The organism is Nonomuraea sp. NPDC049624, from assembly GCF_040675255.1.
Classification (GTDB): Bacteria; Actinomycetota; Actinomycetes; order Streptosporangiales; family Streptosporangiaceae; genus Nonomuraea.
In genome coordinates, this window is record NZ_JBFAOR010000002.1 from 580,563 (window position 1) to 595,716 (window position 15,154).

Genomic DNA, 15,154 nt, shown 5'->3' on the forward strand with positions numbered 1-15,154 from the left:
TCCCCTGGGTCCAGGCCGGAGTTCCGCCGAGGACAGGGGGTCCGGTCGGGCGGCGCGTTCAGCGCTGGGACAGGGCCTTGCCCGCGTGGGCGCGCACGTCGGCGTCGGTGTCGGCGAGCGCATCCCGCAGGGCGGCGGCCACGTCCGGCGCCGCCGCCCAGGGGGCCAGCGCGAGCACGGCGGCCTTGCGCACGTCGAGGTTGCCGTCCGACAGCGCCGCCACCAGCGGTGCCGCCGCCGTCCGCGGGCCGGCGGCGGCCAGGCAGCGCGCCGCCCCCACCCGCACCTCCCACGCCGGGTCGGCCAGCCCTCGTACGGCCTCCCGCTCCAGCGGCTCACCCACCGCGCCCGACGCCTCCAGCGCGGCGGCCCTGACCAGCGGGTCACCGTCCCCGGCCAACGTCGCCAGCGCCGCCGACGGCTTCCCGACCGCCCCGATGCCCTTGGCCACCCACACGCGCACCTCCCGGGAGGGATCGCCGGCCGCCCCGGCCAGCAGGACGGACTCGTCCAGCGAGACCAGCCCGCGGACGGCCGCGATCCGCACCCGGTGGTCGCCGTCGGCGAGTGCGGCCGCGAACACCGGTGTGCCGCCGAGCCGCAGCGCGCGCAGCACGTCCAGGACCGCGGCGCGGACCAGGGCGTCGCCGCCGGTCAGCGCTCCGGTCAGCGCGCGGCCCAGCTCCGGGGTGGCCGGCAGCACCTCGACCAGCTCCACCAGGCCGGTCGCGGCGGCCCTGCGCACGGTGCCGTGCGGGTCGGCGAGCGCGGCGGCCAGCGCGGCGCCGGTCCCGTCCGGCACGGTCTCGGTGAGGGTGGCGATGGCGGCCCTGCGCACCTTGGGGTCGGGGTCGGCGAGGTAGGGGGCGAGGTCTTCGGCGGACGGCTGCTCCTCGGCCAGCCGGTTCAGCTCCAGGATGCGCGGCGAACGGCCGACGGCGGCGTGGCCCTGACGTGCCCGCGGCGCCCGTCGCACAGCGGCGGTGGCCGCGACCTCCAGCGTCACCGGCTCGGCGGCGACGGGCGCGAACTCCTCGACGGGCACCAGGTAGGGCTCGACGGGCCGCTTGACGAACTCCGTCGCGCCGTCCGGGCGCCTGCGCACGTTGAGGTGGAACAGCCAGCCCGCGTCGTCGCGGCCGGGCCGGTCGGCGCGCTCGTGGTAGAGCCCCCACCGGCTCTCGGTCCGGGTCAGCGAGGCGCGCGCGGCCAGCTCCGCGCAGTCGCGGATGAAGTCCACCTCGACGCAGCGCATCAGCTCGTGCGGCGTCCGCCCGCCCATGGCGGCGATCTCCGCCCGCATGCGCTCGAACGACTCCAGCGCGATCTCCAGCTTCGCCCCCGTCTTGGGCGGGGCCACGTAGTCGTTGACGAAGCGGCGCAGCTTGTACTCCACCTGCTGCTGCGGCGGCCCGTCCGGGTTGCGCAGCGGCCGGTAGACCAGCTCGTGGGCGGCGGCCACCTGGTCCTGCGGCAGGGTCGCCCCGGGGGGCCCGTGGTGGGCGGCGGCGTGCTCCCCGGCCAGGTCGCCGAAGACGAACGCGCCGATCATGTAGTTGTGCGGCACGCAGGCCAGGTCGCCCGCCGCGTACAGGCCGGGGACGGTGGTCGCGCCGTGCTCGTCCACCCACACGCCCGACGCCGAGTGGCCGCCGCACAGGCCGATCTCCGAGATGTGCATCTCCACGTCGTGGGTGCGGTAGTCGTGGCCGCGCCCGGCGTGGAAGGTGCCGCGGGTGGGGCGCTCGGTCGAGTGCAGGATGCCCTCGATGGCGCTGACGGTCTCGTCGGGCAGGTGGGACAGCTTCAGGTAGATGGGCCCCCTGGCCGAGGCGATCTCGGCGGAGACCTCGGCCATCATCTGGCCCGACCAGTAGTCGGAGTCGACGAACCGCTCCCCCCGGTTGTTGACCTGGTACCCGCCGAACGGGTTGGCCACGTACGCGCAGGCCGGGCCGTTGTAGTCCTTGATCAGCGGATTGATCTGGAAACATTCGAGGCCGCTCAGCTCGGCGCCGGCGTGGTAGGCCATGGCGTAGCCGTCCCCGGCGTTGGCCGGGTTCTCGTAGGTGCCGTAGAGGTAGCCGCTGGCGGGCAGCCCGAGCCGGCCGCAGGCGCCGGTGGCCAGGATCACCGCTCCCGCGCTCACGGTGACGAACCGTCCGGAGCGGGTGTCGAACCCGGCCACGCCGACCGCCCGTCCCTGCGAGGTGAGCACCCTGACCGGCATGACCCGGTTCTCGATGCGCACCTTGTCGCGGATGTGCCGCTGCCGCAGCACCCGGTAGAGCACCTTCTTGACGTCCTTGCCCTCGGGCATCGGCAGGACGTAGCTGCCCGAGCGGTGGACCCGGCGCACGGCGTACTCGCCGTGCTCGTCCTTCTCGAACTTCACGCCGTAGCGTTCCAGGCGGCGGACCATGGCATGGCCCCTGGTCGCGGTCTGGTAGACGGTCCGCTGGTTGACGACGCCGTCGTTCGCCCTGGTGATCTCGGCGACGTAGTCCTCGGGGGTGGCCTTGCCGGGGATGACCGCGTTGTTGACGCCGTCCATGCCCATGGCCAGGGCGCCGCTGTGCCGTACGTGGGCCTTCTCCAGCAGCAGCACCCGCGCGCCGCGCTCGGCGGCGGTGATCGCGGCCATGGTGCCCGCGGTGCCGCCGCCGACGACGAGCACCTCGCACTCCAGGTGCAGGCGGTCCTCGATCGGGGAGATCTCCATTCACAACTCCTTGAGGATCTGGTCGCGCAGGGCCGCCCGGTCGGCGCCGGGCTCGCGGGGGCCGGGCACCTCGATCACCGCGCGCACGCCGCCGTGGCCGAGCACCACGACCCGGTCGGCGAGCAGCAGCGCCTCGTCCACGTCGTGGGTGACGAAGACGACCGTGGCGCGGGTGTCGCGCAGCACGTCGAGCAGGAGCGCCTGCATGCCGGCGCGGGTCTGGGCGTCGAGGGCGCCGAACGGCTCGTCCATGAGGACCGCGCGCGGCGTCCCGGCCAGGGCGCGGGCGAGCTGCACGCGCTGGCGCATGCCGCCGGACAGTTCGCGGGGAAGCCGGTCGCCGTGCCCGGCCAGGCCGACGCGGGCCAGCCACTCCTCCGCCGCCGCCCGCCGCTCGCGCCTGGGCAGCCCGCGGATGCGCAGCGGCAGCTCCACGTTGCGCCGGACGGTACGCCAGGGCAGCAGGGCGTCGTCCTGGAAGACCATCGAGCGGTCGGGCGAGGTGGCGGCGATCTCCGTCCCGCCGGCCACGATCCGGCCGGCGTACGGGCGCAGCAGCCCGGCCAGCGCCCGCAGCAGCGTGGACTTGCCCGACCCGGACGCGCCGACCACGACCAGCACCTCGCCCGGGCGCACGGCCAGGTCGACCTGGCGCAGGACCGGTTCGCGGGCGTACCCGAGCGACAGGGACTCCAGCGTGATGCCGAGCGTCATGATCCGCCTCCGCCGGCGCGCGGCAGCCACCGCGTCACCCTGCGCCCGGCCAGCTCGACGGCGGCCGAGGTGAGCCAGCCGAGCAGGCCGATGGTGACCATGCCGACGATGACCGCCGGGTAGTCGACGATCGTGTACGACATCCAGGTGCGGTAGCCGACGCCGAACTCCCCGGAGATCATCTCGGCCGAGATCACGCAGATCCACGCGACGCCCATGCCGACGGACAGCCCGCCGAAGACGCCGGGGAGCGCCCCGGGCAGCACGACGTTCACCAGCACGTGACGGCGCCGGCCGCCGAGCGTCCTGACCGCGTCCTCCCACAGGGTGGGCAGCGCCCGCACGGCGTGGCGGGTGCTCACCATGACCGGGAAGAAGGCGGCGGTGAACGTGATGAACACGATGCCCTGCTCGTCGGCCGGGAACAGCAGGATCGCCATGGGGACCAGCGCGATGGCCGGCACCGGACGGACGGCTTCGAGCAGCGGGCCGAGCACGTCGCCCGTCCTGGGCGACCTGGCCACCAGCACGCCGACGGCGACCCCGGCGACGGCGGCCAGGCCGAAGCCGGTGAGGATCCTGATCAGGCTCTGGAGGAGGTCCAGGTAGTAGGTGCGGGTGGCGAGCTGGCGGGCGGCCTGGGCGGCGATCTCGTCCAGGCTGGGCAGCCGGTCGAAGCGCAGCCACAGGCGGGCGTCGGTGACGGTGAGCACCTGCCACGTCGCCGCGGCCACCGCCACCGAGGCGGCCCTGACCGCCCACCGCGCCCCTCTCCCGCCCCACGGGCCGGGCTCCTTCCGGGGAACGGCGGCGCCCGGGGAGGCGCGCCCTTCGGCAGGCCCGCCCACGACGGCCGACGCGCCGGAACCGGCGGGCGAGGCGGCGGGCGGAGTGGCGGGTGGGGTTTCGGTGCTGGTCATCGGGGGTCGCCGGCCTTTCCGGCGGCCTTCAGGGCGGCCTCGTAGGTGACGGGCCGGGTCCTGGGATGGGCCTTGCGGTAGGCGTCGGCGCCGTCCTGGGTGGTGAACGGGAGCAGGCGGGCGGTGGGGGCGGCGGCCGGGTCCGCCAGCCACACCGACCGGTCGGCGAACCACCGGGTGCCGGTCGCCGCGTCCGGGACGTACGCCGCGCGCACCTTCCCTCCGGCCCCGGCGACCTGCCGGAGCAGGCACGTGGGCGTGGCCGCGGGACGGGTGTCCGGCTCGCCGGTCAGCCAGAGCTCGGAGGCCGTCCGCGGATCGCCGGCCGGGATGCCGCAGGCGGCGTCGTGCCCGGTGACGGCGGCCGGGTTGGCGGTCGAGGCCCGGTCGGCGTCGTAGGCGGGCCCGTACGCCTTGCGCAGGTAGCTGTCGTCGACGAAGGAGGCGACGTCCACGCCGGAGAAGTCGGGACTGATCCGCTTGAGGTAGGTCACGTCGTGCTCGTGCGCCGCCTGGAGCCGCTGCTTCAGCGTGACGTCGAAGGTGGCGATGCCGCCCCGCCCGTTGTAGAGGTAGACCACCTCGGGCGGGAGCCCGGTCGCGACGGCCACCGACTCGGCCGCCGCCAGCGGGTGTTCGTGCAGGTAGCGGGTGGCGTCGATCTGAGCTTTGAGGAAGGCGTCCACGACCTGCGGATGCTGCTCGGCGTACGCCTGCCGCACCACCACGCCGTGGAAGGTCGGCACGTCCAGCGCGGAGCCGTCGTACAGCAGGCGGCCCTTGCCCTGGAAGGCGAGCAGGCCGGGCCAGGCCACGAACTGGGCGTACCCCTGGACGCCGCCCGACTCCAGTTGCGCGGCCCCGACCGCGGGCGTGTGGTTGACCGTCTCCACGTCCGTGACGCCCGCCCGCTCCAGGGCCTGGACCAGCGTCCCGTGCCCGGCGGAGCCGACGCTGGCCGAGATCTTGGCCCCGGCCAGGTCGGCCAGCGTCCTGGCCTTGGACGCGGGCGGCACGAGCACCATGTTCAGCCCGCCGCGCAGGTTGTAGCCGGTGATGGAGACCAGCTCGGTACGCGCCTCCGGGACGGCCTGCGTGCGGGCGGCGTTGATCAGCAGCGGGTAGTCGCCCATCGAGCCGATGTCGATCTTCCCGGCGACCATCTTGGCGGTGATGGGCGCCCCGGTGTCGTAGTCCTGCCATTCGACCGCGTACCCCGGGCCGAGCCGCTTCTCCAGGTAGCCGAGCGAGCGCAGCAGCGTGCCCGCGGTCACGGTGTTGATGGTCTTGGACTGGTAGCCGACGACGATCCTGATCCGGTCCTCGCCGCCGGTCGCGCCGGAGACCGAGCAGCCGGCCGCCGTCAGCGCGACGGCCGTCAGCGCGGCCGCCGTCAGAGCCTTACGCAGCATCGCGCTTCCTTCACCGCAGCAGGTAGGGGATGTTGATGGTGACCGCGTCCACCGGGCACCTGGCCGCGCACGGCCCGCAGTACCAGCACTCGTCCACGTGCATGTACGCCTTGCCGGTCGCCTCGCTGATCGCCAGGGAGTCCAGCGGGCACGCCTCGACGCACAGGGTGCAGCCGTCGATGCACAGGGCCTCGTCGATCGTCACGGGGACCTCGACGCGCTGGTTGACCAGGGTCATGACCGTTCCTCCTCCGGGGTTCTGCGCAGGTGCCCGCGCATCGTGAGCCGGTCGCCGCGGAAGCGCACGAACTCCAGGTCCACGGGCCTGCCGTCGGCCAGGTGCGTGAGCCGTTCGACCATGAGCAGGGCGGCGCCGCGGGGCGTGCCGAGCGCGGCGGCGGTGTGGGGGTCGGCGTTGACGGCTTCGAGGGTGAGCTCGGCCACGCCGAGGGGCTGCCCGGCGATCCGCTCCAGCAGCACGAAGATGTCGTTGTTGACCAGGTCCGCGGTGAACAGCGGCTCGCCGGCGTCGCGGACGAGGTAGGTGAGGTCGAGCGAGAGCGGCAGGCCGTTGAGGCTGCGCAGCCGTTCGAGGTAGACGACCTGCTCGCCGGGGGCGAGGCCGAGCCGGCGGCTCACCGGGGCGGGCGGCTCGATGAGGGTCATCGTGCGGACCTGGTTGACGACCTGGCCGTGCTCGTGGAGGGTCTCGGCCAGGCCCAGCAGGCGGTGCAGGCCGTGCGGGTACTTCTCGGCCGCGACGGTCGTGCCGACGCCGGGGCAGCGCTCGACCAGCCCTTCCGCCCGGAGCAGGTCGAGCGCCTGGCGTACGGTGTTGCGCGAGGCGCCGAACTCGCGGGCGAGCGCCGCCTCCAGCGGGAGCTGGCCCTGGGGGAAGCTGCCCTGGATGATCTGTCTTCTCAGCAGGTCGGCGACCTGGCGGGCACGATCCGCCCGAGGCCGCCGATCGTCGAGCGCCACCGGTTCCATGCCTTCAACCTAGTTCGCAGGTAGGTAAAAGGGGATAACGGTGGGATTGCGCCACTCGCGCCGGGCCGGAACCCGGCGCTGACCTGCTACGCGACGGGCAGCTGGGCGGGATCCGCCACCCGGACGATCGAGCCGCTGATCTCCTGCGGGTTGCGGATCAGGTTGAGGATCGGGCACACCCGCTCGACCTCGGCGTGCAGCTCGGCCAGCTGCTCGTCGGAGGCGGGCGAGCCGATCTGCACCTCGTAGCGGAAGTTGTGCGGGTACACCGGGACGCCCTGGTCGCCCGGGAGCTGGGCCCTCGGGTCGTACTCGGCGCGGACGTCCACCTCCAGGGAGTCGATCGGCACCTCCAGCTCGGCCGCCTTGATCAGGAAGATGTGCGTCACGCAGCTCCCCAGGACGCCGGCCTGCAGCTCGGGCGAGCCGGGGCCGAGGTCGTAACCGGCGAAGTCGGGGCCGCTGTCGCTGATGATCTGGAAGTCCCTGATCCTGATGCGCCGGATCCCGCTGCGGCCCTCGGCCGTGACGTGGGCGTGCAGCGGCACCGGGCCGCCCGCCGGGGCCTCCCGGCGGGCCAGCAGGGCGGCGCGCTTGTGCGACAGGTACTCGCGAAGGGTGCTCATGGGTCTTTCTCTCTCGAACGGGGTTCAGCTCAGGGTCACGTGGCCGAGCGGGGTGTCGAGGACGGCCCGCAGCGCGGGCTCCGGCCCCTCGGCGACGTCGAGCGTCACGTCCAGGGCGGCCAGGTCGCGGCGGAGCGCGCCGGGGTCGGGGTGGACGGCGGCGAAGGAGACCAGGCCGAGCTGCGGCAGGTCCGTGGCGGCCGGGTGGGTGGTCGTCCCCCAGTCGATGAGGAAGGGCACCGGCCGGACCGCGGCCGGGTCCTCGCGCCGGGTGAGCCGCCACTCCAGCAGCTCGCCGGACGGGGTGCGCCGGGACAGCGGCTGCACGTCGCCGGGGTCGTAGCCGCGCTCGCGGGCCAGCTCCACGGTCTTGTCCAGGTCCTGCGGATGCACGGCCCAGGCGGCCAGGCGCGGCTCGGTCAGCGTCGCCAGCCCGAACGCCCGCGGCCGCACCTCCGACTCGGGGTCCGGCCCGATGATCTCCAGGTACGCGGTCGGCCCGAAGCGCACCAGGTAGTTCGCGGTGCCACCGGGATGGCTGCCGCCCCGGACGGGCCGCACGCCGGTGCGCGCGGCGAAGTCCTCGACCCCCGCGAGCAGGTCGGGAACGGCATAGACGAGGTGGTCGAGGTGACGGTCGGTCATCGGTGGTCCTCCGGTTCGCCGAGTGAGAGCATGAGCCGGTTCGCCCAGTTGAAGAAGGCGGCGGCGTGGATGGTGTCGCTGATCGCCAGGTCGTCCAGCCCGGCCGCGCGCAGCGCCGCGATGTGCTCGGGCCCGAACTCCACGGGCGTGGCGGCCAGCGCGACCGAGGCGTCGACGACCGCCCGCCAGGTGCCGTCCTGCGGCGCGTCCACCCCCTCGTCGAGCAGGCGCTGCACGTCCTGGGGGCGCTTGGAGTGGTGGGCGGCGAAGCGGGCGTGCACCGACGCGCAGAACACGCAGCCGTTGCGCCGCGAGGTCGCGGTCGCGGCCAGCTCGCGCTCGGCGCGCGGCAGCCCGCCGTCGGCGTTGTAGAAGATGTCGTTGTCGGTCTTGGTGCGCGCGTGCAGGATCTCGGGGTCGCGGGCCAGCAGCAGGAAGTACGGCGACGACGCCCGCGCCCGGTCCACCAGCGCCTCGTAGTGGGCCTCGGTCAGCTCCTCCGGCGCGAGCGGCGGCAGCCAGGGCCGCCAGCCGAGCTGTTCCTGGGTGAATCCGATGCTCACGCCGCCACCTCCGCGTTGAGCAGCCGCAACCCGCCGACCACCCGGACCTGGAAGGCGAGGAAGGCGACGAGCTGCGACAACGTCACCACGCCCGTCGGGCTCCAGCCCGCCGCGGCCAGCGCCTCCAGGGCCTGCCCGCTGGCCTCGCGGGGCCGGAACACCAGCAGGTGCGCGTGCTCGAACGCGGCGGTGAGCCGGACGCCCAGCTCGTCCGGGTTCCGGACCCGGTAGCGCAGGCCCTCGTCGCTCTCGGCGGCCAGCGGCGCGGGGTAGACGCCGTACGGGCCGGTGGTGGCGCCCGCCTCGACCTCGGCCTCGACGGTCTTCAGCAGGCCGGGGGCCAGGTCGGCGAGCCGGTCGGCGTAGAAGCCGGCGACGACGGCGTCGCGGTGCAGCCCGGTCACGAAGGCCGCGACGGCGTCGCGTTCGACGAGGGTGACCTCGCCCTCCTCGTCGGGCGTGAAGAGCGCGTCGAAGCCGCGCTGGGCGTGCTCGCGGGCGGCGGGCCGCAGGTCGCGCAGCTTGTCGAGGCGGGAGCCCGGTCTTATCCCGGCCAGGTGGTCGATGACGTCGTCGATCATGTGGAGCTCATTTCGGTGGAGGGGAGCCAGCCGAGCGCGGGTGCGACCTCGGTCGCCAGCAGCTCGGTCGAACGAAGGATCAGCGGGTGCGGCGGGTCCACCGAGTGCACCTGGAAGACCAGGTCGGTGACCCGTTCGAGAGTCGGATCGGCGCGCAGGCTGTCGATGACGTCCTGCGGGGTGCCCACGTGCACGTCGAAGGCGGCGATGCGGCTGTCGAGGTCGCCGCCGGGCAGCTCCCACGGCAGCCGCCCCCGCCCGAGCCCCCGCTCGGCCCAGCGCAGCGCCTCGGCCCGGCTGTCGGCCACGAACGCGGTCCGCGAGGCCACGATGCGCGGGACGACGCCCGCCGGCAGGTTCTCGTAGTAGGCGTCCACGATCGGCCGTTGCAGGTCGGCCAGCGTCGCCTGCGGGTCGTCGGCCGGCCGGGGCTGGGTGCGCGAGAGCATGAGCCCGTTGCCCGCGCGGCCGGCACGGGCTCCGCCGGAGGGCGAGAACGTCGCCTCCCAGATCGCGCCGGGCAGCCGGGGCGCCGGCGGGTAGAGCCGGTTGCCGCCGCCCAGGTCCTCCCCCGACCAGGCCCTGAGCAGGATCGACAGGTGCTCGGCGTACAGGGCGGCGCGGTCGCCGCTGTCGTGCCCGAACGGCCCGAACGACGACGGCGTCCCGCCGCTGCCGACCCCGATCTCCAGCCGCCCGCCGGTGAGCAGGTCGAGCACGGCGGCGTCCTCGGCCACCCGCACCGGGTGCTCCAGCGGCAGCGTGATGATGCCGGTGCCGAGCCGGATGCGGCTGGTCCGGGCCGCCACGTGGGCGAGGAACACCAGCGGCGCGGGCAGCCCGCCCTCCTCGCCGTCGAAGTGGTGCTGGGCCACCCAGGCGGTGTCGAACCCGAGCGACTCGGCGTGCGCGATCTGCTCGGCGGCCAGCCGGTAGCGCTCCGCCGCGGGCGCCTCGTCCAGGACCCGGGTGAAGAAGCCGAGCCTCATCGCACCGGCTCCGGGATGGCGGCGAGCAGCTCGCGGGTGTAGTCGTCGGCCGGGTCGGTGAAGACCCGCCGGGTGGATCCTGATTCCACGATGCGTCCTTTGTTCATGACGGAGACGGTGTGCGAGATCTGCCGCACCACCGCCAGGTCGTGCGAGATGAAGAGGTAGGTCAGGCCGAGGTCGCGCTGCAACTGGCCGAGCAGGTCGAGGATCTGCGCCTGGACCGTGACGTCGAGCGCCGAGACGGCCTCGTCCAGCACGAGCACCTCCGGGCCTGCGGCCAGCGCGCGGGCGATGGCCACCCGCTGCCGCTGGCCTCCCGACAGCTCGCGCGGCCGGCGCGACGACACGTCCGCGGGCAGCGCCACCCGGTCGAGGAGCTCGGCGACGCGGGCCCTGCGGGCGGCCCGGTCGCCGAGCCGGAAGTTGCGCAACGGCTCCTCCACGATGTCGGCGATCGACTGCCGCGGGTCCAGCGACCCGTACGGGTTCTGGTGCACGAGCTGGACGTGCCGGCGGAAGCCGCGGCCGTCGGGGGCCCCGGCGACGGTGACCGTGCCCGACGTGGGCTCGGCGAAGCGCACCACCATGCGCGCGGTGGTGGTCTTGCCGGACCCCGACTCCCCGACGAGCGCGTGCGTGGTGCCGCGCGGCACCTCGAACGAGACGCCGTCCACGGCCCGGAAGGCCCGCCGGCCCGACCGGAACTCCTTGACCAGGTCGCGCACCACGATCGCGGGCTCGGCGGCCACCGGCTCGCGGAAGGGGCGGGCCGACAGCGCGGGGGCGTCGTGCAGCAGCCGCCGGGTGTAGTCCGCGCCGGGCGCCGCCAGGATCTCCCTGGTCGGGCCCTGTTCCTCGACGCGGCCGTCCTTCATGACGACCAGCCGGTCCGAGCGGCTCGCGGCCACGCCGAGGTCGTGGGTGACCAGCAGCACGGCGGTGCCGAACTCGGCGCGCAGGTCGTCGATGAGGTCCAGGATGCGCCGCTGGACGGTGACGTCCAGCGCGCTGGTGGGCTCGTCGGCGATGATCAGCCGGGGTTCCAGCGCGACGGCGATGGCGATCAGCACGCGCTGGCGCATGCCGCCGGACAGCTCGTGCGGGTACTGGCGGGCCCGCGTCTCGGGGTCGGGCAGGCCGACGCGGGTGAGCAGCTCGACGACCCGGCGCCGCACGGCGGCCCGGTCGCCGCGCTTGTGGATGCGCAGCACCTCGGCGATCTGCGCCCCGACCGTCTTGACCGGGTCGAGCGAGTTGGACGGGTCCTGCGGGACCAGCCCGATCTGGGCCCCGCGGACGGACTCCATCCGCCGCGGCGACCAGGTCGCCAGGTCGTTCTCCCCCAGCAGGACGCTGCCGCGGTCGAGCGAGGCGTTGCGCGGCAGCAGGCCGATGATCGAGTGCGCGGTCGTGGTCTTGCCGGACCCCGACTCGCCGACGACCGCGACCACCTCGCCCGGCTCGACGGTGAAGGAGACGCCGTGGACGGCCGGGCGGCCGTCGTAGGAGACCGCGAGGTCGCGGACGTCGAGCAGGCTCACGAGGACTCCTTGGCGATGGACCGGCTGATCCGGCCGGCGGCGAGCACGACCGCGACCACCACGGCCCCGGGCAGCGTGGTCAGCCACCACGACGTGGCCAGGTAGTTGCGGCCCTCGGCGATGAGCAGCCCCCACTCGGGGGTCGGCGGCTCGGCGCCGTAGCCGAGGAAGCCGAGCGTCGAGATGGCCAGGATGGCCACGCCGAACTGCAGGGCGGCCAGCGCGACGACGGGTCCGAGCGAGTTGGGCAGCACGTGCCGCCACAACACGGCGGTGAACCGGCCGCCGCTGCCGAACGCGGCCTCGACGTAGTCGGTGCGGCGCACCCGGACGACCTCCGACCGCGACAACCGGGCGAACGCGGCGACCGAGCCGACGCCGACCGCGACGGCCACGTTCACCGTCCCGGGGCCGAGCAGGATGATCACGACCAGGGCCAGGAGCAGGCCGGGGACCGACAGCAGCACGTCCACGACCCGCATGACGGCGGCGTCGGGCACCCCGCCGAGCGAGCCGGCCAGCAGCCCGAGCAACGTGCCGAGCAGCAGGCCGACCGCGACGGCGACGAACGCCCCCGACAACGAGTGCACGGCCCCGTGCACCACCCGCGCGAACACGTCCCGCCCGACGGCGTCGGTGCCGAACAGGTGCTGCCCGCTCGGCGCCTGCAGCTTCTCGACCGGCACGCCGGCGATCGGGTCGTACCCGGTGAACAGCCCCGGGACGACCGCCCACAACAGCGCCACGGCGATCACCGTCCAGGACAGGATCAGGCCCGCCCTCACGACGCCGCCTTCAGCCGCGGGTCGAGCACCGGGAACAACACGTCCACCACCAAGTTGACCAGGACGAACACCGCCGCGGCGAGCACCACGACGGCCAGCATCACCGGCGTGTCCTGGGCGGTGACGGCCTGCTCGGTGAGCCGCCCGACGCCGTTGCGGCCGAAGACGGTCTCCGTCACGACCGAGCCCGCGATCAGCTCGCCGAACGTCAGGCCGGCCACGGTCAGCGTCGGCAGGACGGCGTTGCGCGCCACGTGCCGCCACAGGATCCACCAGCGGGTGGCGCCCTTGGCCGCGATCACCGGCACGAACGGCTGCGCGTACACCTGGTCGATGCCGCGCGCCAGCACCTGCGCGATGGGCGCCGAGATCGGCACGGCCAGCGTCACCACGGGCAGGACGAGCTGCTGCAGCTCGCCGCCCCCGATGACCGGCACCAGCCGCAGCCGGAAGGAGAAGACCTGGATCAGCAGGATGCCCAGCCAGAACGCCGGGACCGAGATGAACAGCGACGGCACCGACAGCAGCGCCCCGCGCAGCCACGACGTCCGGCTGTAGCTCGCCACGAACGCGATCACCACGGCGAGCAGCACCGCCAGGACGAACGCCGCCGAGGCCAGCCGGGCCGTCTCGGGCAACGCCTCGCCCAGGCGCTCGACCACCGGGGTGCCGGTGTCGATCGAGTAGCCGAAGCCGCCGGTCAGGAAGCCGGTCAGGGTGCGCAGGTACTCGCCGATCGGCGAGCCGCCGCTGTAGTACGCCCGGATGTCGGCGATCTGCTGCGGCGACAGGCCCAGCTCGGGGTTCTGGAACTTGATCAGGATCGAGTCGCCGGGCAGCAGCTGCAGCAGCACGTAGCTCGCGGTGAAGGCGGCCCACAACACGAGCACCGCCTGCCCGGCCCGCGTCAGGAGATACCTGGTCATTGCTGGGCCTTCCACGTCGAGTAGAACCACGGCCGGGCGACCGCCTCGAAGGCCACGCCCTTGACGTACGGCGCGCCGCCGTACACCTGGGGCTCCTCGAACAGGGGGATGGCGTAGCCCTGGTCGATCACGTACCGCTGGATCTCGCCGACCTTGGCGTTGCGCTTGGCGTTGTCGGGCTCGGCGGACTCCTCCTCCAGCAGGGTGTCGAGCTTCTTGTCCTTGGACAGGATGACGTCGCGGTTCTGGCTGTGGAAGTGGCTCTTGATCACGTCCTGGTCGGCGCGGCCGACCATGCTGTGCGCGACGGCGGTCTTCTCGGCGTCCTTGATGTCCACGGCCTGGGTGCCGGCGTCGGCGGGGCGGATCTCCAGCTGCACGCCGAGCTTGGCCCACTGCTGGCCGACGAGTTCGAGCGTCTGCTTGGACAGCGGCTGCGGGCCGGCGACGAAGACGCCCAGCCGCAGCTTGACGCCGTCCTTCTCGCGCACGCCGTCGGCGCCCCTGGTCCAGCCGGCCTTGTCGAGCAGCGCGTTGGCCTTGGCCGGGTCGTAGGCCAGGTCCTTGGACAGGTCGAGGTAGCCCTGGGCGAGGTGGCTGAGCACGGAGGTGGCCCGCGGGTAGCTCGCGGTGAACAGGGTGTCGACGACCTCCTTGACGTCGGTGCCCGCCTGCAGCGCCTTGCGCACGTCGAGGTCCTTCAGGATGCTGTTGGACGGCCGCAGGTACAGGCCGTTGTTCACGCCCCTGGTCGGCTCGGCGTAGATCTGGAAGCCGGCGTCCTTGACGGTCTTCTCGTCGTAGGCCTGGACGTAGCGCACGAAGTCGGCCTGGCCGGAGGTCAGCGCGCCGACCCGGACGTTGTCCTCGGGCGTCACGATGATCTTGATCTCGTCCAGGTACGCCCGCCCCTGGTGCTTCGACGACGGCGGCGCCCAGTTGTAGTCCTTGCGGGCGGCCAGGTCCACCTCCTTGTCGACGATCTGCTTCTTCAGCGTGAAGGGGCCCGAGCCGACGATGTTCTTCAGCTGGCACTGCTGCTCGTACGGCAGCGAGATCGTCTTCTTCGACACCAGCCCGGCCCCGATGACCGAGGTGCCCTGGAGGAAGCCGGGAGAGGGCTTCTTGAAGTGGAACCTCACGGTCAGCGGGTCGACGACCTCGCTGCGCTCGTAGTTGTTGACGAACTCGGCGACCGGCAGCTTGAGCTCGGTGTTCCCGAGGCCGTACACGTCGAAGTTGGCGGCGACGGCGGCGGCGTCGAGCGGGCTGCCGTCACTGAAGGTCACGCCCTGGCGCAGGTGGAAGGTGTACTCCGTGGCGTCGTCGTTCACCTCCCACTTGGTGGCGATCCAGGGCTCGATCTCCAGCGTCTGCGGGTTCTGCCAGGTCAGCTTGTCGGTGATCTGGTTGAGGATGCCGCCGTTGGGATAGAAGCCGGCGGCCGGCAGGTAGAGGCAGGTGGGCGGCTGGTGCTCCAGGTAGGTCAGCGTGCCGCCGTACACCGGCTGACCGCTGGACGGCGCCGCGCCGGCAGCACCCCCTTGGCCGCCACAGGCGCCGAGGAGCCCAACGACGGCGAGCATGACGGCTGCGGTGCGCAGGCTGGATGAGGACATGGGGGTACTGCCTTTCAGACAAAACATACCTAAAAAGTAGGAAAAGGCTACAGCATGCGCGCGACCGAAGCCACCAGGGGTTTCGGTCCGAACGTGACGCGGGCACGCCGGGCTCCGG

15 protein-coding genes are annotated in these 15,154 nt (G+C 73.4%); all 15 read right to left on the reverse strand.

Translation table 11 applies throughout. From position 1 onward, the window contains the following. Positions 1-58 precede the first annotated feature (58 nt). The 15 genes from AB0J76_RS08965 to AB0J76_RS09035 all read right to left on the reverse strand — a co-directional run bounded on the left by AB0J76_RS08965 (position 59) and on the right by AB0J76_RS09035 (position 15,036). On the reverse strand, positions 59-2,722 hold the full coding sequence (locus AB0J76_RS08965; RefSeq protein WP_364389187.1) for a fumarate reductase/succinate dehydrogenase flavoprotein subunit: 2,664 nt from the start codon (positions 2,720-2,722) through the stop codon (positions 59-61). Then, positions 2,723-3,436: an ABC transporter ATP-binding protein gene (locus AB0J76_RS08970; protein WP_352327903.1), complete on the reverse strand. Its 714-nt coding sequence runs from the start codon at positions 3,434-3,436 to the stop codon at positions 2,723-2,725. It lies immediately after the preceding gene. Beyond that, on the reverse strand, positions 3,433-4,356 hold the full coding sequence (locus tag AB0J76_RS08975; protein ID WP_352327902.1) for an ABC transporter permease: 924 nt from the start codon (positions 4,354-4,356) through the stop codon (positions 3,433-3,435). Before AB0J76_RS08975 ends, AB0J76_RS08970 begins: the two co-directional genes overlap by 4 nt. Then, positions 4,353-5,768, reverse strand: a complete 1,416-nt coding sequence (locus tag AB0J76_RS08980; RefSeq protein WP_352327901.1) for an ABC transporter substrate-binding protein — start codon at positions 5,766-5,768, stop codon at positions 4,353-4,355. The genes AB0J76_RS08975 and AB0J76_RS08980 overlap by 4 nt, the downstream gene beginning before the upstream one ends. A 10-nt stretch (positions 5,769-5,778) precedes the next feature. Continuing rightward, a complete protein-coding gene (locus AB0J76_RS08985) occupies positions 5,779-6,006 on the reverse strand; it encodes a 4Fe-4S dicluster domain-containing protein (protein WP_352327900.1) in 228 nt (75 codons plus the stop codon). Further along, positions 6,003-6,758, reverse strand: coding sequence for a GntR family transcriptional regulator (locus tag AB0J76_RS08990; RefSeq protein ID WP_352327899.1), 756 nt, complete (start codon positions 6,756-6,758; stop codon positions 6,003-6,005). Before AB0J76_RS08990 ends, AB0J76_RS08985 begins: the two co-directional genes overlap by 4 nt. Before the next feature lie 86 nt (positions 6,759-6,844). Then, positions 6,845-7,384, reverse strand: coding sequence for an OsmC family protein (locus AB0J76_RS08995; RefSeq protein ID WP_352327898.1), 540 nt, complete (start codon positions 7,382-7,384; stop codon positions 6,845-6,847). 24 nt (positions 7,385-7,408) lie between these two features. Then, positions 7,409-8,029 (reverse strand): VOC family protein, encoded by a 621-nt coding sequence (locus tag AB0J76_RS09000; protein WP_352327897.1) that lies wholly within the window; start codon positions 8,027-8,029, stop codon positions 7,409-7,411. Further along, positions 8,026-8,592, reverse strand: coding sequence for an alkylhydroperoxidase domain protein (locus AB0J76_RS09005; protein ID WP_352327896.1), 567 nt, complete (start codon positions 8,590-8,592; stop codon positions 8,026-8,028). Before AB0J76_RS09005 ends, AB0J76_RS09000 begins: the two co-directional genes overlap by 4 nt. Further along, positions 8,589-9,173 carry a CMD domain protein gene (locus AB0J76_RS09010; protein ID WP_352327895.1) on the reverse strand — a complete coding sequence of 195 codons (585 nt, stop codon included), beginning with the start codon at positions 9,171-9,173 and terminating at the stop codon, positions 8,589-8,591. Before AB0J76_RS09010 ends, AB0J76_RS09005 begins: the two co-directional genes overlap by 4 nt. Further along, positions 9,170-10,162: a putative FMN-dependent luciferase-like monooxygenase gene (locus AB0J76_RS09015; RefSeq protein WP_352327894.1), complete on the reverse strand. Its 993-nt coding sequence runs from the start codon at positions 10,160-10,162 to the stop codon at positions 9,170-9,172. Before AB0J76_RS09015 ends, AB0J76_RS09010 begins: the two co-directional genes overlap by 4 nt. After that, a complete protein-coding gene (locus AB0J76_RS09020; protein WP_364389192.1) occupies positions 10,159-11,706 on the reverse strand; it encodes an ABC transporter ATP-binding protein in 1,548 nt (515 codons plus the stop codon). Before AB0J76_RS09020 ends, AB0J76_RS09015 begins: the two co-directional genes overlap by 4 nt. Next, the gene (locus tag AB0J76_RS09025) at positions 11,703-12,491 is read right to left on the reverse strand and encodes an ABC transporter permease (RefSeq protein WP_352322612.1); all 789 of its coding nucleotides are present in this window, start codon (positions 12,489-12,491) and stop codon (positions 11,703-11,705) included. The genes AB0J76_RS09020 and AB0J76_RS09025 overlap by 4 nt, the downstream gene beginning before the upstream one ends. Continuing rightward, positions 12,488-13,417 (reverse strand): ABC transporter permease, encoded by a 930-nt coding sequence (locus AB0J76_RS09030; protein ID WP_352322613.1) that lies wholly within the window; start codon positions 13,415-13,417, stop codon positions 12,488-12,490. The genes AB0J76_RS09025 and AB0J76_RS09030 overlap by 4 nt, the downstream gene beginning before the upstream one ends. Then, positions 13,414-15,036, reverse strand: a complete 1,623-nt coding sequence (locus tag AB0J76_RS09035; protein WP_352322614.1) for a TIGR04028 family ABC transporter substrate-binding protein — start codon at positions 15,034-15,036, stop codon at positions 13,414-13,416. The genes AB0J76_RS09030 and AB0J76_RS09035 overlap by 4 nt, the downstream gene beginning before the upstream one ends. Between the last annotated feature and the right edge of the window lie 118 nt (positions 15,037-15,154).

Excerpts from the sequence above, each read along its gene's own strand:
- AB0J76_RS08965 (WP_364389187.1), bottom strand. The coding sequence starts at position 2,722 with ATGGAGATCTCCCCGATCGAGGACCGCCTGCACCTGGAGTGCGAGGTG.
- AB0J76_RS08970 (WP_352327903.1), bottom strand. The coding sequence starts at position 3,436 with ATGACGCTCGGCATCACGCTGGAGTCCCTGTCGCTCGGGTACGCCCGC.
- AB0J76_RS08975 (WP_352327902.1), bottom strand. The coding sequence starts at position 4,356 with ATGACCAGCACCGAAACCCCACCCGCCACTCCGCCCGCCGCCTCGCCC.
- AB0J76_RS08980 (WP_352327901.1), bottom strand. The coding sequence starts at position 5,768 with ATGCTGCGTAAGGCTCTGACGGCGGCCGCGCTGACGGCCGTCGCGCTG.
- AB0J76_RS08985 (WP_352327900.1), bottom strand. The coding sequence starts at position 6,006 with ATGACCCTGGTCAACCAGCGCGTCGAGGTCCCCGTGACGATCGACGAG.
- AB0J76_RS08990 (WP_352327899.1), bottom strand. The coding sequence starts at position 6,758 with ATGGAACCGGTGGCGCTCGACGATCGGCGGCCTCGGGCGGATCGTGCC.
- AB0J76_RS08995 (WP_352327898.1), bottom strand. The coding sequence starts at position 7,384 with ATGAGCACCCTTCGCGAGTACCTGTCGCACAAGCGCGCCGCCCTGCTG.
- AB0J76_RS09000 (WP_352327897.1), bottom strand. The coding sequence starts at position 8,029 with ATGACCGACCGTCACCTCGACCACCTCGTCTATGCCGTTCCCGACCTG.
- AB0J76_RS09010 (WP_352327895.1), bottom strand. The coding sequence starts at position 9,173 with ATGATCGACGACGTCATCGACCACCTGGCCGGGATAAGACCGGGCTCC.
- AB0J76_RS09015 (WP_352327894.1), bottom strand. The coding sequence starts at position 10,162 with ATGAGGCTCGGCTTCTTCACCCGGGTCCTGGACGAGGCGCCCGCGGCG.
- AB0J76_RS09030 (WP_352322613.1), bottom strand. The coding sequence starts at position 13,417 with ATGACCAGGTATCTCCTGACGCGGGCCGGGCAGGCGGTGCTCGTGTTG.
- AB0J76_RS09035 (WP_352322614.1), bottom strand. The coding sequence starts at position 15,036 with ATGTCCTCATCCAGCCTGCGCACCGCAGCCGTCATGCTCGCCGTCGTT.